7 protein-coding genes and 1 pseudogene are annotated in these 21585 nt (G+C 74.1%); 2 read left to right on the top strand and 6 right to left on the bottom strand.

What is annotated here, in order from left to right:
• Position 1 precedes the first annotated feature (1 nt).
• From LPU43_RS00735 to LPU43_RS00720, 4 genes are all read right to left on the bottom strand, one after another.
• Entirely contained in the window at positions 2-205 is a 204-nt protein-coding gene (locus LPU43_RS00735; protein ID WP_229397784.1) for a hypothetical protein, read from the bottom strand.
• Positions 206-568: 363 nt separating this feature from the next.
• Positions 569-1768, bottom strand: a complete 1200-nt coding sequence (locus LPU43_RS00730) for a helix-turn-helix domain-containing protein (protein ID WP_229397782.1) — start codon at positions 1766-1768, stop codon at positions 569-571.
• Positions 1755-1925: a hypothetical protein gene (locus tag LPU43_RS00725; RefSeq protein WP_229397780.1), complete on the bottom strand. Its 171-nt coding sequence runs from the start codon at positions 1923-1925 to the stop codon at positions 1755-1757. The genes LPU43_RS00730 and LPU43_RS00725 overlap by 14 nt, the downstream gene beginning before the upstream one ends.
• A 176-nt stretch (positions 1926-2101) precedes the next feature.
• Positions 2102-3250, bottom strand: a complete 1149-nt coding sequence (locus LPU43_RS00720) for a helix-turn-helix domain-containing protein (protein WP_229398576.1) — start codon at positions 3248-3250, stop codon at positions 2102-2104.
• Positions 3251-3448: 198 nt separating this feature from the next.
• Here LPU43_RS00720 and LPU43_RS00715 point away from each other — a divergent pair.
• Positions 3449-3856: pseudogene (locus LPU43_RS00715) on the top strand (XRE family transcriptional regulator); the annotation flags it as partial.
• 80 nt (positions 3857-3936) lie between these two features.
• On the opposite strand, the gene LPU43_RS00710 reads toward LPU43_RS00715, so the two are convergent.
• The gene (locus tag LPU43_RS00710; RefSeq protein ID WP_229397779.1) at positions 3937-6414 is read right to left on the bottom strand and encodes a M14 family metallopeptidase; all 2478 of its coding nucleotides are present in this window, start codon (positions 6412-6414) and stop codon (positions 3937-3939) included.
• Positions 6415-6829: 415 nt separating this feature from the next.
• Here LPU43_RS00710 and LPU43_RS00705 point away from each other — a divergent pair, with 415 nt between their 5' ends.
• The gene (locus tag LPU43_RS00705) at positions 6830-7435 is read left to right on the top strand and encodes a hypothetical protein (RefSeq protein ID WP_229397778.1); all 606 of its coding nucleotides are present in this window, start codon (positions 6830-6832) and stop codon (positions 7433-7435) included.
• A gap of 145 nt (positions 7436-7580) precedes the next feature.
• Here LPU43_RS00705 and LPU43_RS00700 read toward each other — a convergent pair whose 3' ends face one another.
• Positions 7581-21569, bottom strand: coding sequence for a type I polyketide synthase (locus LPU43_RS00700; RefSeq protein ID WP_229397777.1), 13989 nt, complete (start codon positions 21567-21569; stop codon positions 7581-7583).
• Between the last annotated feature and the right edge of the window lie 16 nt (positions 21570-21585).

Raw genomic sequence — 21585 nt, 5'->3', positions numbered from 1 at the left:
GCTACGTGATGACCTCGATCAGGCCGACGACGACGCCCACGGGGAGCGCCAGGAGGCCGATGGCGGCGACGACGCACCCGCCGCCGGACGGTCGCGCCGCCGGGGCCGCGTACCGGTTGTCGGGGTCGAAGGGGTCGACGCCCTGCCGTTCCATCTCCTGCATGGCCGACCCGATCTCCCGCAAGCAGGGGTCACAGAGCGTCATGCCTGCGTCCAGCCCGGTCGCACCGCACCGCGCGCACCTGCCCATCGACTACCCCCTCGAAGAATCAAAGGCACCCTCGATCGCGCCACACCGGATCCAACGATATATATCAATCTTCGTGCCGGGGCTGGCGCGAGTGTCGCCTATCCGAAGTTCTCGGGCGGTCTGCTCTGCCGGGGATCGCCGCACCGTCCTCGGCGGCGCGGAGGACGGTGCGAGCGGCGACCGCCACCGGGCAGCGCGCGATCCGGCAGACCGGGCATCGCCCGTCGGCTCCCGGCGGGTGGTCGCGGAGGACGGCTCGGGCGGCGAGGATCAGCCGGTTGCGGATCTGGGCCAGGGACAGGAACGGGGCGGTCATCCTCACGTCACCCCGAGGGTGACCGCGAGCTGGATGATCGTGGCCGGGGCGTGCGGCTCACGGGCCACCCGGGCGACGATCTCCCGGGCGGCCGGGCGGTGGCGCAGCTCGGCGGGTGCCGTGTGGTCGGCCTCGACCAACGCTCGGCCGGCGTTGGCCGGGTCGTCGGCCTGGAGGTAGGCGCGGGCGGCGTCGAGCAGGTGCGCGGCGCGGTGCTCGACCGGCAGCCACCGCCAGGCGTCCCGCCTGGTCGTCTTCTCGTGCCAGGCGACGGCCTCGGCGGCGTCGCCGAGGTCGAGGGCTGCGGCGGTACGGGCCAGGTCCACCGCCGTGGGCCCGAACGCGGCGCGCTGGTGGTCGTGGCCGTCGCCCACCCGGGCGGCCATCTCGGCGGCCTCGCCGAGCAGGTCGGCGGTGGTCGCGTCGTCGCCGTGGCGGGCCGCGGCGAGGGCGGCCTGGACGAGCAGCGTTCCGCGTAGCGCCACCTCGGCGGGGGTGCCGGCGTGCGGGTCGAGCGGGGTGATCCGGTGCGCGGCGGCGAGCGTGGCCGCCAACGCCGCCCGCGCCCGCCCGGAGGCACGCAGCGCCTGGCCGAGCTGCACGGCGGCGACGGCCAGCATCGTGGGCACGCCGGTGGCGGTGGCCATCGCCCGGTCGGCCGCCAGCCAGCCCAGGTCGGCCTCGCCGAGCTTGACCAGCAGCGCGGCGGCGATCCGGTACGCCTCCACGAGCCCCACCCGGCCCGCCGCCGGGTCGTCGGCGTGGGCGCGCTGCGCGCCGGCCAGCAACTCCGGCAGCAGGGCGGTCACCTGCGGGTAGTGGGCGCGCTGAAAGGCGTTCCACGCATGCTCGACGTCCCGCACCACCCGGCCGACCAGGGCGGCGTCGCGGGCCCCGGGGCGACCAAGGGCGATCTCGTACGTCGACAGCGCCTCGCGTATCCGCTCCACTCCCCCGGCCCGCTCGGTCGCGGTGGCGGGCCGGGCGTCCCGGCCGAGCAGGACCGTCGTGTCGATGCGCAGGACGACGGCGATCTCCTGGAGCGTGGAGACCTTGTCGAGGGACCGGACGCCGCGCTCGACCTTGTCCACCCAGCTCTTCGACTTGCCGAGCCGGTCGGCGAACACCTGCTGCGACAGTTTCCGCCGCCCTCGCCAGTAGGCGACCCGCCGGCCGACCGGCAGCAGCTCACTGCTGTCCACGCCGCCACCGCCGGTCCGGTACGGCCCGGGTCGTCTCCTCGGCCGGTATCCGCTCCGCCTCGGCCATCTCCAGAATCCGCCGCCTGGCCGCCTCCTGTTCCTTCGCCTCCGCCTGCTCACCCCGGCTCGGCCCCTGATCACGCTGCTTACCGCCCACCTGCACCCCTTCGAGAGAGGGCGCGGCGGTGCGCTCTGGAAGGACCGCCACCGCCTCGCCGGCTGAGGGACACGGCGGCAGGGCATCGGGAAGAATTCGCGCAGCCGGGTCCGTGATCAGGACGCTACCGACGGCACATGTGGCCACTGGAACACCTACGCACCACTATCGGCCGGCTACTGCACGGTCATGCCCATCCGCTCGCACAGGCCCCGCAGCTCTGCCGAGGTCACACCCTTGCGCAGCAGCGACCGCACTGTCTCCCGGGCCGACGCTGACGACCGGGCGTGCTGGGAGCCGACCCGTTCCGCAGCCAGCAGCATCCGCACCGCGTCCCGGTCCCGGCCGACAGCCTCAGCGGCCCGGCCCAGGTCGAGCCAGAAGTACACCTGCCGCACCGCTGGCAACCCGGTCAGCTCGACGCCTGCGGCCGTCCGCAACGCCGCCTCCGGACGCCCCGTGTCGAGCTGGAAGGCCATCCGCCACAGCGCCACGTTTCGCGGCCCCCAGGCGAGATCCCAGCTCTCGGTCTCCCCGGTGTGCGCGGCGATTCGCGCCGCCTCGGCGAGATGGTCCTCGGCGCTTGCCTGGTCGTGCAGGCCGGCGAGGTGGTGTGCCCGCGCCAGATGCAGGAAGCCGAGCACATCCAGAGCGCTCTCCGCCCCACTCCCCGCGAGGTCCGCACCCGCCGTGTCACACAGCGCCCGCGCCGGCCCGTACGCCCCCGAGTAGGCGGACACCCGGGCGCGGTTCGCCGCCGCGACCCCCGCAGCCACCGGGTCATCGAGCAGACCTGCCGCCTCGGCGCAACGCTCCGCCGCGAGCCACGCATGAGCCGGATAGCCGACGTTGAGCAGGGAACCCATCGCCACGCCGTAGGCCGGGACCATCTCCGCCAACGCCGCGCGGTGATCGGAGAGGCCGTGCAGCGCCGGCACCAGGTCGACGAGCCGGCGCAGGGCACCCGCGTAGTCACACCGCCCGTACAGCGCGCGCACGAGCAGGGCCTCCCGGCGTACCTGCTCGACGGTGCCCGGCGCATCGAGCCGAACGCCCATCGGCGTGTCCATCATGGTCCGCCACACCCGCTCCGCGTCGATCCGAGCAGCGTCGAGCTGCCGATCAGCGGGCGTGTACGGCTGCCCGGTCAGGTCGATCACCGAGCATTCCAGCGCAGCGGCCAGGTCCACGACCATGTACCGATCGGTGCGCTGCTTGCCGCGCTCGATACGCGACCAGGACGTGTGGGAGATGCCGGCACGACTGGCGGCGTGCCGAATGCTCCAGCCGCGAAGCTCACGGCGAGCCCGAATGCGGTCACCGATCGAGGGGTCGTCAGGTATGGGGCGACGAGGCATCAGCGGCGCTCCAGCTCGCAGACCGGCCGGCTACCCTGCCGACCTCCGGCCGGCCAGGCACTACAGCGGACAGTACACCCGGTTCACGCACAGCACGTGCTGCGGGCCGCGACATTGAAGCTACGTTCCGTTATCGTGGCCGGCATGAAGCCAGCCGCAGTTCGCGGGTCGTACGAGGGCGTGTGGCTCAGCCGCTACCAGTACTACTCCAGCGGCCGGGAGGAGTCCTTCGCCGGGCAGCACTTCGTGGTCGTGCTTCAGCACGGCGACCGACTGACCGTCCGGAGCCTGCCCGGCTCGGCGGCATCGTCGCTGTCGCTGGACCTCACGGTGGACGGTGCCGTCGTCACCGGCACCTGGGTGGAGCAGACCGACCCGACCGGCTACTACCGGGGCGCCCGGTACCACGGCGCGATCCAGCTCCTGGTCGAGCCAACCGGCCGACGGATGGCCGGGAAGTGGGTGGGGTTCGGCAAGGACATGGACGTCAACACCGGCCCGTGGGAGCTGGCTTTCAAGGATGCCTCGACGTCCAAGGCGACACTCGATCGGTACAACACGCCGGCGGCGTAGCGCGCGGCCTTGCGGAGGTGACGAAACGATCATCGCCCCGCAAGCGGAGTCCGCCGACGGGGCGATGATCGCGGAATGCGCTACTTCTTGCCGATGGTGATGGTCGCCGTACGGTAGTTGTTGCGCTTGTCGTTCTTCGTCGGGTCGTAGTTCTTCTCGATGTTGCCGGCGCTGTCCACCGAGAACCAGTTGAACGTGGTCGTCTCGGTCACGTGGAACACCTGCCCCGGCTCGCGGAACTCGGTCGCCGCGTAGCGGGGCGACTCGAGCGTGGGCCGGCTGCCGTCCGTCGTGTAGTAGATGGTGGCCGGCTCGCTCGTCTCGAAGCGCACGTCGACGGGGCCGGAGGACTTTCCGCCGCCGGGGACGAGTTGGGACGTCGGCTTCTTCCTGTCCTGGCCCCAGTCCGCCGCGACGCGGAACATCTCCATGATCCCGTTGGCGTACTCCAGCGTCTCGGCGTGGCCGCTGACCAGGGCGGGGTTGCCCACCCAGTCCGGCTGGAACGAGCCGCCCTGCCAGTTCCCGGTGGCCGGGTTGTAGACGGAGCCGCCGACCTCCCAGCCGTACGCGTAGATCCCGTAGGTGTGGTAGAGGTCCTCGCGCACGTTGCCCGCCGAGGAGTAGAGGACGTCGGACGAGCCGCCGACGTTCTCCGGCGTGACGACGGTCTCCCGGTGCGCCTTGACCTGCGACAGGATCCGGGCGGCCGACTGCCAGTAGAACGCCTCGTCACCGAGCGGCGGGCGCGGCGTGGTGATCCGGCCGTCCGCGATGTAGGCCCCGGGCTGCCAGAAGAGCTGCCCGCCGTTGGAGTGCACCGACATCATGAACTTGATGTTCCGGTACTTCTCGACCAGCCAGATGATGTTCTTCGACTCGGGCTCGGAGAGCTTCTCCGGGCCCTGGTACGTGCCGCTGGTGCACACCGTCGAGCCGCCCGCGTAGCCGTCGTGGCCCGACCCGACCCGGTAGTTCCGGTTCAGGTCGACGCCCCAGGAGTTCCGCTGGGCGGGGTCGGCGCTCGCGTCCGGGCAGTGGTTCGTCAGGTTCTTCCGCTGCGAGGCGTAGTTGTAGAAGCTGTAGTTCGCGCCGTCGGGGTTGTTGGAGAGGATGAAGAAGACGTCGGTGTTGTCGACGATCCTCTTCGTCTCCTTGTCGGAGCCGTAGTTGTGCACCAGCCGCTCGGCCGCCTCCAGGCTGGTCGTCGCCGGCACCCACTCGCGGGCGTGGTCCTGCGCCTGGATCAGGACGCCGGGCTTCCTGCCGTCGCGGTGCTTGCCGATCCGCAGCACCGGAATCGTGGCGGGGCCGCGCGGCACCTCGCCCTCCGGCGCGCCGACGCGCTTCTGGTCGAGGAAGTCCGTCAGGGCGACCGGGCCGGGCGTCGGCCGGACGATGCCGGTGCCGGCGTTGGTCCGGTACGGGTGCGCTCGGTCGACGAGCCCCTGGGACCGGGTCTTGAGCCCCTCCGCCACCTGGGCGGCGGTGCTGGCCAGCGCGCCGGAGGCGTCCTTGGCGAGCAGGACGCGGACCGCCTTGCCCGCGACCTCCACCGCGAGCGGGAGGTTCGCCCCCGGCCGCTCCACGAACTCGACCGTGACGTCGTTGCCGCCCTCGTGGCCCCACGCCGCCGAGCTGACGACGACCGCCTCCTGCCCGGTCCCGCCGATCGTGGCCTGCGCCTTGCGCTGGTAGCCGTTCGTCTTGTTCGGCAGGTAGACGATCTCGGCGATCTGCGGGTACTGGCGGGCGATCTCGTTGGCGCGGCTGTAGAGCTGCTGCGGGTGCCGGTAGCCGTCGACGAAGTTCCACTTGTAGGACGGGTTCGCCGTCAGCGGCGGCGGGGCGTTCTCCAGCCAGTCGGAGACGGGGCCGGTGGTGACGCCGCCGGTGGAGCTGGTGACGCGGATCTGGTCGGGGCGCTTGTCGAGCTTGAACAGGTTCCGGTGGAACATGTACTGCCCGGAGTCCACGAACCGGCTCATCGTCCGCGCGTAGCCGAACGACGTGCCCTTGCCCGAGTCGTTCTCGACCTGCATCCCGACGATCGGGTCCGCCTGCTGTCCCTCGGTGGTCCGCGCCTCCACGTACAGGAAGCCCTGGCCCTTGGTGGTGAACCAGTCGGCGCGGGCGATCCGCACCGTCGCCGTGTGGCTCGCCGGCGCGACCGTCCGCGCGGCAGCGCCCTGGAGGCCACCGTCGGCCTCCTCGCTCCACTCGAAGCCCGCGCCGTCGTCGAGGATCTCGACGCCCAGCGCCTTCAGTTCGGTGAGCTGCGCGGCGGTGACCACCGCCTCGCCCTCGATGCCGGTCGGCACGCGCTTGAGGCCGTGCTCCAGGTCGAAGCCGGCGGCAACCACCTTGTCGAGCATGTCGGCGCCGGCAAGCCTGAGCTGTACGAGGCGTACCTGCTCCTGAGCCTCGAGCTGGGAACGGCCGGGGCCGGCCGTGGCGGTCGACGTCGTGGGATCCGCGCCGGCGGGCCCGGTCCCCACGACACCCGCCACCAGGGCGGGCAGCGCGAGAAGCGCGATGCGCCGTGGTGTGCGTCGCACTCTTCCCCTCCTTCATGCTTGCGACGATGTGATGGATGTGCTGCCCGGCCTCGCGAAGGTCGCTACTCCATCGAGGACGGTCGGTGGTGGCTCGCACGTCGTACCGCTGGCTGTCGATCCGAAGGGCCCGAAAGGCTGGTGGGCGAGCCGAGTGCGGTGAGCGTATGGGGACTTCCGGGCATCGATGAATCCCCCGACCCGGATTTGAGCTTTCCTTGAGACACCAATCCCCGCCAGCCCCACTCCCACCCTGACCTCCCCCACCCCTGCCCGATCCGTCGATCATGGAGTTGGCGGCAGCCAGGGAGATCGACGTCGCCGTCAACTCCATGATCGACGGGAGTTAGCGGGGCGAGGTGCTGGTGGGGGCGGCAGACTGGGCAGCGTGAATCGGGGGCGTGGTCGGGTGGGGTGGGTGGCGGTCGGAGCGGGCGCCGGGATGGTGTTGGGCGCCGTCGACTCGGTGGTGAACCACGTGCCGGTGTGGCTCGGTGAGGTCGGCACCGCGCGGGCCGAGCGTGGTGGCTGGTCGCAGCTCGCGGAGTTCGCCAGCCTGGTCCTCGACGCCGGCTGGGCGTGGGCCGCGACAGCAGTGCTGGTGGGGTGGCTGGTGAGCCGGCACCCACGCCCCGCCGCGAGGATGCTGCGCGGCGCGGTGGGCGGCTGCCTCGCGCTGTTGACCGCCACCACCGCCTACTACGGCGTAGACGCGATCTTCGACGGCAGCGCGTGGTGGTACGAAGCCGTCCGGTACTGGCTCGTCGGCAGTGTGCTGCTCGGTCCCGCGCTCGGGATGGTCGGCGCGTTGATCCGGCACCCCGGTCCGGCCGGGACAATCGCCGCCCTGGTGGCACCGGTCGGCGCCGCGTTGCAGATGGCGGTGCTGCCTCCCCCGCCGGAGAGCCTGATGGCCCAGCCGGTGCGGCTGACCGTCTGGGTGGCGGCGGCGTCAGCCGCCGTGTTGATCATCCACATCAGGGGCCGCCGGGAAGTCCTGGCCCCGTCAGTCCGACCAAGCTGAGACGGCTTCGCCGGGGCCTGGCGACGACGCGGGAACCTGGCCACAACGCGGGAGCCTGCGCAACGACGCGACGACCTGGCCACAACGCGAGGACCTGCGCGACGACGCGGAGGCCATCGACGCCCAGGACCGGAGCGCGAGCGTGTCAGGACTTGCCGAACTCCCGCTGGATGATGTCGAAGATGTCGTCCTCCGTGGCGGCGGCCAGGTCGTCGGCCACGGCCTCGGCGGGAGCGGGGGCGGGGGCTGCCGGTGCGCCGTCGCCCCGCCAGTGGGCCAGCAGTTCCTCCAGCCGGCGGGTGACCTCCGGGTCACCGCGTCGGTCGTCACCGACGGCGCGCAGGAGCTGATCGAGCCGCTCGATCTCGGCCACGACCGGAGTGGCCGCCCCGTGGGGCACCAGCTCGGCGCGCAGGTGCTCGGCTAGGGCGGCCGGCGTCGGATGGTCGAAGACGAGGGTGCTGGGCAGGGCCAGGCCGGTCTCGGCGGTGAGCCGGTTACGCAGCTCCACGGCGGTCAGCGAGTCGAAGCCCAGCTCCAGGAAGCCTCGGCCGGCCCGGATGGCGCTCGGCGTGCGGTGGCCCAGGACCGTGGCGGCGGTGCCGCGTACCAGGTCGAGCAGGATGCGGTCCCGCTCGGTGTCGCCGGCGGCGGCCAGCCGGTCGCGCAGCGCGTGCGGGGCACCGGAGTCCGGCGGCGTCCCCGGGTCGGCCGACTCGGGCCGCGCCTCGGGGATCTCGGCCAGCAGGGGGCTGGGGCGCAGGGCGGTGAACGAGGCGGCGAACCGCTCCCAGGTCACGTCGGCGACCACCACCGCCGCGTCGTCGCGGTCGAGGGCGGCCTGCAACGCGGTGACCGCCAGCTCCGGGTCCATCGCCGGCAGGCCCCGCCGGCCGAGCTGTTCCTGCTGTTCGCCGTGGGCCATGCCACCGCCCGCCCAGGGGCCCCACGCCACGGCCGTGCCGGTGGCTCCCCGGGCCCGGCGGCGGGCCACCAGGCCGTCGAGGAAGGCGTTGGCGGCGGCGTAGCCGGCCTGGCCGGCGGAGCCCCACACCCCGGCGATGGAGGAGAACACCACGAACGCGTCCAGCCCGTCGTCGGGCAGCAGCGCGTCGAGGTTCACCGCGCCGTCGACCTTGGCCCGCAGGACGTGGGCCAGCTCGTCGGCGGTCATCTCGGCCAGCGGCGTGGACTGCGCCGCGCCCGCCGCGTGCACGACGGCCCGGACGGGCTCGCCCTCGGCGGCCAGGCCGTCCAGCAACGCCGCTAGGGCGTCGCGGTCCGCCACGTCGCAGGCCGCCACGCTCACCCGCACACCGGATGCGCGCAGCCGCTCGGCCAGCTCGGTCGCGCCCGGGGCCCGGTCGCCCTGCCGACTCGTCAACACCACCCGCCCGGCCCCGGCACCCACCGCCCACTCGGCCACCCGCGAACCCAACGCCCCCGTGCCACCGGTGACCAGCACCGTCCCCGACAGCCGGAACTCACGCCGCACCGGGTCAGCGCCAGCGCGCACCAGCCGCCGCACGAACACCCCCGACGACCGCACCGCCACCTGGTCCTCGCCCGCAGCCGCAACCGCCTGGCACACCCGGCGCACCACCCGCGCATCCACCACCTCGGGCAGGTCGACCAGACCGCCCCAGCGGCGCGGCTCCTCCAGCGCCGCCACCCGGCCCAGGCCCCAGGTCGCGGCGGCGACCGCGTCCACGGGGGCGTCGGACGCGCCCACCGAGACCGCGCCCCGGGTCAGCCACCACACCCGGCCGCCCAGGTCGGCGGCGCTCAACGCCTGCACCGCCGCGAGCGCCTCGCCCACCCCGGCACCGGCCAGCGACAGCAGCGACACCACGCCGTCGACCGCGCCGACGTCGCGGAGGGACTTCGCCAGCAGGTCGCGGTCGTTCGCCGGGCCGTCGAGGGTCAGCCGCCGGACGCTCGCCCCGGCCGCCGCCAGCCCGTCGGTCACGGCCGCGAGCACCACATCCTCCACGCCGTCGTACGGCAGCAGCACCAGCCACGTCCCGCTCAGGTTCGCCTGCACGTCGGGTACGGCCCGCCACTCGACCCGGTAGCGCCAGGAGTCCGCCGTGGAGCGCCGCTGTCCGGTCCTCCGCCAGCGGGCGAGCCTCGGCAGCAGGGCGCGCAGCGGCTCGTCCGCCTCCAGGCGGAACTCCTCCCCCAGCCCGGCCAGGTCCTCCCGCTCGACCGCCGCCCAGAACCGCTCGTCGGTCCCGCTCTCCGTGTTCACGGGCGTGGCGGCGGCGGGCGGGGTGTCGTGCAGCCAGTACGTCTGACGCTGGAAGGCGTAGGTGGGCAGGTCGACGATGCGGGGCCGGGCCCCAGTCTGGTTGAACCAGGCCGCCCAGTCGACCGGCGTGCCGGTGACGTGCAACCGGGCCAGCGCGGCCACCACGGCGGCTGTTTCGGGCTGGTCGCGGCGCAGCACCGGCACGTGGTGCACGAGTCGGTCGGCCGGGGTGTCGGCGGCCATCGCCGTCAACGTCGCATCCGGCCCGAGTTCCAGGAACGTGCTCACCCCCAGGCCGTGCAGGGTGGTGATGGCGTCGCCGAACCGCACCGCCTCCCGCACGTGCCGCACCCAGTAGTCGGGCCCGGCGATCTCCCCCGCCTCGGCAAGCCCGCCCGTCAGGTTCGACACGACCGGCAGCCTCGGCGCACGCCACTCCAAACCGGCCAGCACCGCGCGGAACTCGGCCAGCATCGGCTCCATCAACCGCGAGTGGAACGCATGACTGACCGACAGACGCTTCGCCCGCCAACCCCGCTCGGCGCACTCCCCCGCCAACCGATCCAACTCCACCACCGGACCCGACAGCACCACCGAACGCGGCCCGTTCACCGCCGCCACGTCCACGCCGTCGCCGGCCAGCTCCCGCACCGACTCCTCAGCCGCGCCCACCGCCAACATCCCGCCACCAACAGGCAACGCCTGCATCAACGAGCCCCGCGCCGCCACCAACGCGCACGCGTCCTCCAACGACAACACCCCGGCCACGTACGCGGCCGACACCTCACCGATGGAGTGCCCCACCAGGTAATCGGCCCGCACGCCCCACGAGGCGAGCAACTCGTAGAGGGCCACCTCCACCGCGAACAACCCCGCCTGCGTATACACCGTCTGATCCAACAGACCCGCCAACTCCGAGCCCGCCTCGGCGAACACCACCTCACGCAACGACTGATTAAGCCGACCGAAGAACAGCGCACACACCCGGTCGAACGCCTCCGCGTACACCGGAAAACCCTCGTACAACTCCCGACCCATCCCCGCACGCTGCGCACCCTGACCCGTGAACAGCAGCGCCCGGCGGCCTGGGACGGCCTCGCCGGTGACGACGTGCGGGGCGGCGACGGAGCCGGACAGCGCGGCCAGCCCCTCGCGCAGGTCGTCCCCGGTCGCCCCGAGGACGACGGCCCGGTGCTCCAACGCGGCCCGGGAGGTCGCCAGCGACCAGGCCAGGTCGGCCGCCGGCCACCCCGCGTCGCGTCGCAGGTGCTCGGAGAGCCGGGTGGCCTGCGCGGCGAGGGCCTCGGGCGAGCCGGCCGACACCAGCCAGGGCAGCACCGGCAGGTCGACGGGGGCGGGCGGCTCGGCCTCGGCGGGCTCCGCCTGTTCGAGGATCACGTGGGCGTTGGTCCCGGAGATGCCGAACGAGGAGACGGCACCCCGGCGCGGACGATCCACCGCCGGCCACTCGCGCCGCTCGGTCACCAGCGTGACCGCGCCCGACGCCCAGTCCACCTTCGACGAAGGTACGTCGACGTGCAGGGTGGCGGGCACCAGGCCGTGCCGCATGGCGAGGACCGTCTTGATGATCCCGGCGACGCCGGCCGCCGCCTGGGTGTGGCCGATGTTCGACTTGATCGACCCGAGCAGCAGCGGCTCACACCCGTCGCGCCCCCGCCCGTACGTGGCCAGGAGCGCCTGCGCCTCGATCGGGTCGCCGAGGGTGGTGCCGGTGCCGTGCGCCTCCACCACGTCCACGTCGAGCGGGGACAGTCCCGCCGAGGCGAGGGCCGCCCGGATCACCCGCTGCTGCGACGGGCCGTTCGGGGCGGTCAGCCCGTTCGACGCGCCGTCGGAGTTGACTGCCGTGCCGCGCACGACGGCGAGGATGCGGCGGCCGTCCCGGCGGGCGTCCGACAGGCGTTGCACCAGCAGCACGCCGACGCCCTCGCCCCAGCCGGTACCGTCGGCCGAGTCGGCGAACGACCGGCACCGCCCGTCGGCGGAGAGGCCGCCCTGCTTCGCGAACTCGACGAAGGTGGCCGGGGACGCCATCACCGTCACGCCGCCCGCGAGTGCCAGGTCGCACTCCCCGGACCGGAGCGACTGGGCGGCCAGGTGCAGCGCCACCAGGGACGACGAGCACGCCGTGTCCACGGTCACCGCCGGGCCCTCGAAGCCGAACGAGTACGCCACCCGCCCCGACAGCACGCTGGTCGCGTTGCCGGTGAGCAGGTGACCGCCGACCTCCTGGTCCCGGCCCATCGCCGTGGAGGCGTACCCCTGGAAGCTGGCGCCCGTGAAGACGCCGACCCGCTCCCCCTTCAGCCGGGACGGGTCGAGCCCCGCCGACTCGACGGCCTCCCAGGAGGTCTCCAGCAGCAGCCGCTGCTGCGGGTCCATGGCGAGGGCCTCGCGCGGGGAGATGCCGAAGAACTCCGCGTCGAACGCCCCCGCGTCGTAGACGAAGCCGCCCTGCCGGGGGAACGAGGTGTCGGAGAGCCGGCCGTCGAGGAAGCCGTCCCAGCCCCGATCCAGGGGGAAGTCGGAGATCCCGTCGCGCCCGGCGGCGAGCAGTTCCCACAACTGGTCGGCGGTGTCGACCCCGCCGGGCAGGCGGCAGGCCATGCCGACGATCACGACGGGGTCGTCGGCGACGGCGACGGCCGGCCCCCGGTCGACGGTGTCGGCGGACTCGCCGGTCAGCTCGGCGGCGAGGTGGGCCACCAGCGCCAACGGCGTCGGGTGGTCGAAGACGAGGGTGCTGGGCAGGGCCAGGCCGGTCTCGGCGGTGAGCCGGTTGCGCAGCTCCACGGCGGTCAGCGAGTCGAAGCCCTGCCGCTGGAACGCCCGGTCGGCCGGGACGGCATCGGGCGTGGAGTGCCCGAGCACCGCCGCCACCTGGGCGCGTACGAGGTCGAGCAGGGCCGCGTCCCGCTCGGCGGGTGACAGGCCGGCGAGCCGGCGGCCGAGCCGCGCCCCCTCCTCCACGTCTCCGGCCGGGCCGGCCGACTCGGGCCGCGCCTCGGGGATCTCGGCCAGCAGGGGGCTGGGGCGCAGGGCCGTGTACGAGGCGCCGAACCGCTTCCAGGTCACGTCGGCGACCACCACCGCCGCGTCGTCGCGGTCCAGGGCGGCCTGCAACGCGGTGACCGCCAGCTCCGGGTCCATCGCCGGCAGGCCCCGGCGGGCCAGTTGCTCCTGCGCCTCGCCCTGGGCGGCCATGCCCGCGCCCGCCCAGGGGCCCCACGCCACGGCCGTGCCGGTGGCTCCCCGGGCCCGCCTGCCCGCGACGAGCGCGTCCACGAAGGCGTTCGCGGCGGCGTAGCCGGCCTGGCCTGCGGAGCCCCACACCCCGGCGATCGAGGAGAACACCACGAACGCGTCCAGCCCGTCGCCGGGCAGCAGCGCGTCGAGGTTCACCGCGCCGTCGACCTTGGCGCGGAGCACGTCGCGCAGCTCGTCGGGCGTGATCTCGGCGAGCGGGGTGAACTGGGGGGCTCCGGCGGCGTGCACGACGGCCCGGACGGGCTCGCCCTCGGCGGCCAGGCCGTCCAGCAACGCCGCTAGGGCGTCGCGGTCCGCCACGTCGCAGGCCACCACGCTCACCCGCACACCCGATGCGCGCAGCCGCTCAGCCAGCTCGGTCGCGCCCGGGGCCCGCTCGCCCTGCCGGCTCGTCAACACCACCCGCCCGGCCCCGGCGTCGACCGCCCACTGCGCCACCCGTGAACCCAACGCCCCCGTACCGCCGGTGACCAGCACCGTCCCCGACAGCCGGAACTCACGCCGCACCGGGTCAGCGCCAGCGCGCACCAGCCGCCGCACGAACACCCCCGACGACCGCACCGCCACCTGGTCCTCGCCCGCAGCCGCAACCGCCTGGCACACCCGGCGCACCACCCGCGCATCCACCACCTCGGGCAGGTCGACCAGACCGCCCCAGCGGCGCGGCTCCTCCAGCGCCGCCACCCGACCCAGGCCCCACACGGCGGCGGCGGAGGCGTCCAGCGCATCCGACCTGCCCACCGACACCGCGCCCCGGGTCACCCACCACACCCGGCCGCCCACACCGCAGTCGCCCAGCGCCTGCACCACGGCGAGGGCCTCGCCCACACCGGCACCGGCCAGCGACAGCAACGACAGCACCCCGGCGATCCCGTCCGGCCGAGGCAGCGCCGCGCGCAGCCGCGCGGCCACGTCGTCGCGGCCCGCCGCCGGGTCGAGGCCCACCGTCAGGACCTCCGCGCCGTGCGCGGCCAGGCCCCCGGCGAGGGGGTGGTCGGCCAGCGCCGGGGGTGTCAGCACCAACCACGTTCCGCTCAACCCCGCCGCCGGTACGACGGGAGCGGCCCGCCACTCGACCCGGTAGCGCCAGGAGTCGACCGTCGACCGCTGCTGTCCCGCCCTCCGCCAGCGGGCGAGCCTCGGCAGCAGGGCGCGCAGCGGCTCGTCCGCCTCCAGGCGGAACTCCTCCCCCAGCCCGGCCAGGTCCTCCCGCTCCACCGCCGCCCAGAACCGCTCGTCGATGTCGTCGCCCGGCCTGGCGGCCCGGTTCCCGGTCGTCGCGGGCTCCGGCCAGTACCACCTGCCCTGGAACGCGTAGGTGGGCAGGTCGACGGTCTGGGGCCGCCCGCCGGTCTGGGTGAACCAGGCCGCCCAGTCCACCGGCGTGCCGGTGACGTGCAACCGGGCCAGCGCCGTCGCCACGGCGGTCGCCTCGGGCTGGTCGCGGCGCAGCACCGGCACGTGCTGCACCGGCCGGTCGGCCGCAGTCTCGGCGGCCATCGCCGCCAACGTCGCATCCGGCCCGAGTTCCAGGAACGTGCCCACCCCCAGGCCGTGCAACGTGGTGATGGCGTCGCCGAACCGCACCGCCTCCCGCACATGCCGCACCCAGTAGTCGGGCCCGGCGATCTCCCCCGCCTCGGCAACCCTGCCCGTCAGGTTCGACACGACCGGCAGCCTCGGCGCACGCCACTCCAAGCCGGCCAGCACCGCGCGGAACTCCGCCAGCATCGGCTCCATCAACCGCGAGTGGAACGCGTGACTGACCGACAGACGCCGGGCCCGCCAACCCCGGTCCGCACACTCCTGCGCGATGCGGTCCAGCTTCACAACCGGACCGGACAGCACCACCGACCGGGGCCCGTTCACCGCCGCCACGTCCACGCCGTCGCCGGCCAGGCCGCGCACCTCGGCCTCGGCCGCGCCGACCGCCAGCATCCCGCCACCGGACGGCAACGCCTGCATCAACGAACCCCGCGCCGCCACCAGCGCACACGCGTCCTCCATCGACAGGATTCCGGCCACGTACGCGGCCGTCACCTCGCCGATCGAGTGCCCCACCAGGTAGTCGGCGGTCACCCCCCACGACGACAGCAGCTCGTGCAGGGCCACCTCCATCGCAAACAGCCCCGCCTGCGTGTACGCCGTCTGATCCAACAGACCCGCCGGCTCGGTGCCCGCCTCGACGAACACCACCTCACGCAGCGGCTGGTCCAGCCGGTCACCGAAGAGGGCGCACACCCGGTCGAAGGCGTCGGCGTACACGGGGAACCGGTCGTACAGCTCCCGGCCCATGCCCGCGCGCTGCGCACCCTGACCGGTAAAGAGGAACGCCCGGCGGCCCGACGACACCTGACCGGTGATCACTCCGGGTGCCGTGGTCCCCGCTGCGAGGGCGTCCAACGCCCCCACCAGTTCGTCGCCCGTGCCGCCCAGCACGACGGCCCGGTGCTCCAGGGCGGCCCGCGACGTCGCCAGGGACCAGCCCACGTCGACCGGGGACAGGGCCGCGTCCTCCCGCGCGAACCCGGCCAACCGCGCCGCCTGCCCCGCCAGCGCCTCGGCCGACCGCGCCGACACCAACCACGGCACCACCGGCACGTCTACCGGCGCGACCGGCTCGGCCTCGACGGGCTCCGCCTGCTCCACGATCACGTGCGCGTTCGTCCCCGAGATCCCGAACGACGACACCGCCGCCCGGCGCGGCCGGTCGACCTCCGGCCAGGCCGTCGGCGCGGTCACCAGCGCAACCGCACCCGACCCCCAGTCCACCTTCGACGACGGCTGATCCACGTGCAGCGTCGCGGGGACGAGACCGTGCCGCATCGCGAGCACCATCTTGATGATCCCCGCGACCCCGGCCGCCGCCTGCGTGTGACCCAAATTCGACTTCACCGACCCCAACAACAACGGCGCACCGGCCTCACGCCCCTGCCCGTACGTCGCCAGGAGCGCCTGCGCCTCGATCGGATCACCCAACGTCGTACCCGTACCGTGCGCCTCCACCACATCCACGTCCACCGCCGACAACCGCGCCGACGCCAGGGCCTGACGAATCACCCGCTGCTGCGCCGGACCGTTCGGAGCCGTCAACCCGTTCGACGCACCGTCCTGGTTCACGGCGCTGCCCCGGAGCACCGCGAGCACCCGGCGGCCGTCGCGGCGGGCGTCCGACAGGCGTTGCACCAGCAGCACGCCGACGCCCTCGCCCCAGCCGGTGCCGTCGGCCGAGTCGGCGAACGACCGGCACCGCCCGTCGGCGGAGAGCCCCCGCTGGCGGGAGAACTCCACGAACGCGCCGGGGGTGGCCATCACGGTCACGCCGCCCGAGAGGGCCAGGTCACACTCGCCCGCCCGGAGCGACTGGGCGGCCAGGTGCAGCGCCACCAGGGACGACGAGCACGCCGTGTCCACGGTGACCGCCGGGCCCTCGAAACCGAACGAGTACGCCACCCGCCCCGACAGGACGCTGGCGGAGGCGCCGGTGGCGCCGTACCCGGCGAGGTGTTCGCCGCCGGAGCGGATGAGGTTGTCGAAGTCCTGCCCGTTGGTGCCGGCGAAGACGCCGACGCGACCGCCGCGCAGCGACAGCGGATCGATCCGGGCGTCCTCGATCGCCGCCCAGGAAACCTCCAGCAGCAGCCGCTGCTGCGGGTCCATGGCGACCGCCTCGCGCGGGGAGATGCCGAAGAACTCCGCGTCGAACGTCCCCGCGTCGTGCAGGAACGCCCCCTGCGACACGTACGACGACTGGTGCGGCGCGGCCAGGTCCCAGTTCCGGTTGGCCGGGAAGTCGGTCATCGCGTCGACACCGTCGGCCAGCAGCCGCCAGAACTCCTCCGGCGAGCCGGCCCCACCGGGGAAGCGGCAGCCCATGCCGACGATGACGATGGGGTCGTCGTCGGTGGGGCGTACCGCCGGGGTCCGCGTCGCGGGCAGCGCCTGGCCGCCCAGCAGTTCGGTGCGGACGTGGGCCGCCAGGGCGGTGGGGTTGGGGTGGTCGAAGGCGAGCGTGGCGGGCAGGGTGAGCCCGGTGGCGGCGTCGAGCCGGTTGCGCAGCTCGACGGCGGTCAGCGAGGTGAAGCCTAGGTCGCGGAAGGCCCGCTCGGCGGGCACCTGGTCGGCGCTGCCGTGACCGAGCACCGCCGCCACCTCGGCGCGCACCAGCTCGCGGAGGGCGTCGAGCTGCTCGGCGTCGGTGAGGTCGGCGAGGCGGTGCCGCAGGGCGGCGCTCCCGGCGGCCCGGTCGGCGGTGGCGGCGTCGGTGACGTGCGGGGCGGTCAGGAGGTCCCGGATCAGCGGGTCGGGGTGACGGCCGGCGGCGTTGGCCGCCAGCCGGTCCCAGTCGACGTCGGCGACCACGAGGTGCGTCTCGTCGTGGTCGAGCGCCCCGACGAGGGCGCGGACGGCCGTGGTGGGGTCCATCGCCCCGAAGCCGTTGCGGACCGTCCGTCGTTCGAAGTCGCCCGCGCTGACCCCGCCGTCGGCCCACAGGCCCCAGCCGATCGAGGTGGCGGGCAGCCCCTCGGCGCGGCGGCGCAGGGCGAGGGCGTCGAGCCAGGCGTTGCCGGGGGCGTAGTTGGCCTGGCCGGGCCCGCCCAGGGTGCCGGCGAGGGAGGAGAAGAGGACGAACGCCGACAGTTCGCGGTCACGGGTCAGCTCGTGGAGGTTGCGGGCCGCGTCGACCTTGGCGCGCAGGGCGGTCACCATCCGGGCGACGGTGAGGGCGTCGACCACGGTGTCGTCGAGGGCCGCCGCGGTGTGCACGACGGCGGTGAGCGGCAGGTCGGCGGGGACGACCGCGAGCAGGTCACGTAGGGCGTCGCGGTCGGCGGCGTCGCAGGCGGCGACGGTGACCCGGGCCCCGAGGGCGGTCAGCTCCTCCGCCAGGGCGGCGGCCCCGGGGGCGTCGGGGCCGCGGCGGCTGGCGAGCAGCAGGTGGTCGGCGCCGGCCGCCGCGAGGGCGCGGGCGACGTGCGCGCCGAGCGCGCCGGTCCCGCCGCTGACGAGGGTGGTGCCGCGCGGGCTCCAGCCCCGGCCGGGGCCCGCCGGACGGCCGGCGCGGACCAGCCGCCGGGCGTACGCGCCGGTGGCGCGCAGCGCGACCTGGTCCTCCGCGCGCCGGCCGTCGAGCAGCCGGCGCAGCAGCCGTACGGCGCGGGCGTCGGCCGCCGGGGGCAGGTCGACGAGGCCGCCCCAGCGCTGCGGGTGCTCGGCGCGCAGCACCCCGCCGAAGCCCCACAGGGCTGCCTGGTCGGGGTCGACGGGCAGGTCGCGGGGGTCGACGGAGGCCGCGCCCCGGGTGGCGATCCAGAGCCGGGCGGGGATCGTGGCGTCGCCGAGGGCCTGGGCGAGGGCGACGGTGTGGGCGAGGCCGGCCGGCACGGAGGCGGCGTCGGGGTGGGTGCCGTCCGCGAGGCCGAGCAGGGACAGGACGACGCCGGGCCGCGCCTCCGCTTCGGCGTACGCCTCGGCGAGGTCACGGGCCAGCCCGTCCCGGTCGGGGGCGGCGACCCGCAGCACCCGTACGCCGGGCGCGTCGAGCGCCGCCGCCCACTCCCCGGCGGCCCCCTCGGCCTCGCCCGGTACGACGAGGAGGAGGCCGCCGACCTCCTGACGGGGGCTGTCGGGGAGCGGCTGCCAGGCGATGCGGTACCGCCACGAGTCGACGGTCGACTCCGTCTCCCGGCGGCGTCGCCACTGCGACAGGGCGGGAAGCACGGCTCCCAGTGGGGCCTCGGGGTCGACGGCGAGGGCGGCGGCGAGGGCTTCGACGTCCTGGTTCTCGATGACCTGCCAGAGGGCGGCGTCGTCGGGCGCTGCGAGGGTGCCGCCGTCGGTGCCGTGGGTCCGGGCGCGGGCTTCGAGCCAGTAGCGCCGGTGGTGGAAGGCGTAGGTGGGCAGGTCGACGGTGCGGGGCCGGGCCCCGGCCTGAGTGAACCAGGCCGCCCAGTCCACCGGCGTGCCGGTGACGTGCAACCGGGCCAACGCCGCCGCCACGGCGGCCGTCTCGGGCTGGTCGCGGCGCAGCACCGGCACGTGCTGCACCGGCCGGTCGGCCGCAGTCTCGGCGGCCATCGCCGTCAACGTCGCATCCGGCCCGAGTTCCAGGAACGTGCTCACCCCCAGGCCGTGCAGGGTGGTGACCGCGTCGCCGAACCGCACCGCCTCCCGCACGTGCCGCACCCAGTAGTCAGGGCCAGTGATCTCCGCCGCGTCGGCAACCCTGCCGGTCAGGTTCGACACGATCGGCAGTTTCGGAGCGTGCCACTCCAGGCCGGCCAGGACCGCCCGGAACTCGGCCAGCATCGGTTCCATCAACCGCGAGTGGAACGCGTGACTGACCGACAGGCGCTTCGCCCGCCAACCCCGCTCGGCGCACTCCCCCGCCAACCGATCCAACTCCACCACCGGACCCGACAGCACCACCGAACGCGGCCCGTTCACCGCCGCCACGTCCACACCGTCGCCGGCCAGGCCGCGCACCTCGGCCTCGCCCGCCCCGACGGCCAGCATCCCACCACCGGACGGCAACGCCTGCATCAACGAACCCCGCGCCGCCACCAACGCGCAGGCATCCTCCAACGACAACACACCCGCCACGTACGCGGCCGACACCTCACCAATCGAATGCCCCACCAGGTAATCGACGGTCACACCCCACGAAGCGAACAGCTCGTAAAGGGCCACCTCCACCGCGAACAACCCCGCCTGCGTGTACACCGTCTGATCCAACAGACCCGCCAACTCGGTACCGGGATCGGCGAACACCACCTCACGCAACGGCTGATCAAGCCGCCCGAAGAACAGCGCACACACCCGGTCGAACGCCTCCGCGTACACCGGGAACCGGTCGTACAACTCCCGACCCATCCCCGCGCGCTGCGCACCCTGACCCGTGAAGAGGAACGCCCGGCGGCCTGGGGCGGCCTCGCCGGTGACCAGGCCGGGGGCCGAACCACCGGCGGCGAGGGCGTCGAGGCCGGCGAGGAGGCCGTCCCGGTCCGGGGCGAGCACGACGGCGCGGTGCTCCAGGGCGGCCCGGGACGTCGCCAGGGACCAGCCCACGTCGGCCGGGGACAGGGCCGCTTCGTCCCGCGCGAACCCGGCCAACCGCGCCGCCTGACCCGCCAGGGCCTCCACCGACCGCGCCGACACCAACCACGGCACCACCGGCAACTCGACAGGCCCGGTCGGCTCGACCTCCACCGGCTCCGCCTGCTCCACGATCACATGCGCATTCGTCCCGGAAATGCCGAACGAAGACACCGCAGCCCGGCGCGGCCGATCGGTCTCCGGCCAGGGCGTCGACTCCGTCACCAACGAAACCGCGCCCGACGACCAGTCCACCTTCGCCGACGGCACATCCACATGCAGCGTCGCCGGCACCAGACCGTGCCGCATGGCGAGGACCATCTTGATCACACCGGCCACACCCGCCGCCGCCTGCGTATGACCCAGATTCGACTTCACCGACCCCAACAACAACGGCTCACGCCCGTCACGACCCTGCCCGTACGTCGCCAGGAGGGCCTGCGCCTCGATCGGGTCGCCGAGGGTCGTGCCTGTGCCGTGTGCCTCCACCACATCCACGTCGACCGCCGACAACCGCGCCGAGGCGAGGGCCTGACGAATCACCCGCTGCTGCGCAGGACCATTCGGAGCCGTCAAACCATTCGACGCACCGTCCTGGTTCACGGCGCTGCCGCGCACCACGGCCAGGACCCGGTGGCCGAGGCGCTTGGCGTCGGAGAGGCGTTCCACGAGGAGCATCCCGACGCCCTCGGACCAGCCGGTGCCGTCGGCGCCCTCGGCGAAGGACTTGCAGCGCCCGTCGGGGGCTAGCCCGCGCTGCCGGCTGAAGTCGACGAACGTGTCCAGGGTGGTCATCACGGTGACGCCGCCGGCCAGCGCGAGCGTGCACTCGCCGGAGCGCAGCGACTGTACGGCGAGGTGGAGCGCGACCAGCGACGACGAGCAGGCGGTGTCGACGGTCAGCGCCGGCCCCTCGAAGCCGAACGTGTACGCCACCCGGCCGGAGAGCACGCTGCTGGCGGTGCCGCCGCCGAGGAAGCCCTCCACGGCCTCGGGCACCTCGCCGAGCCCGGCGGCGTAGTTGTGGTACATCATGCCGGCGAAGACCCCGACGCGGCTGCCGCGCAGCGACAGCGGGTCGATCCGGGCGTCCTCGATGGCCTCCCAGGACGCCTCCAGCAGCAGCCGCTGCTGCGGGTCCATGGCCAGGGCCTCGTACGGCGAGATCCGGAACAGCTCCGGGTCGAAGTCACCGGCGTCGTGCAGGAAGCCGCCCTCCCGCGCGTACGTGCTGCCCGGCCGCTCGCCCGTCGGGTCGTACGCGGCGTCGGTGTCCCAGCCCCGGTCGGTGGGGAAGCCGGTGACGCCGTCGCCGGCGGTGGCGACGAGTTCCCAGAGCTGCTCGGGCGTGCGGACCCCGCCCGGGTAGCGGCAGCTCATCCCGACGATGGCGACGGGCTCGTGGCTCCTGGCGTCGGCGGCCCGCAGGCGTTCGCTGGTCTCGGCGAGGTCGGCGGTGACGCGCTTGAGGTACTCGCGGAGCTTGGCTTCGTTGGCCATCGGGGTTCACCTGTCG

The organism is Micromonospora okii, assembly GCF_020884795.1.
GTDB lineage: Bacteria > Actinomycetota > Actinomycetes > Mycobacteriales > Micromonosporaceae > Micromonospora > Micromonospora okii.
The sequence above is the reverse complement of the archived record's forward strand: the minus strand, read 5'-3'. Positions and strand labels throughout refer to the sequence as shown.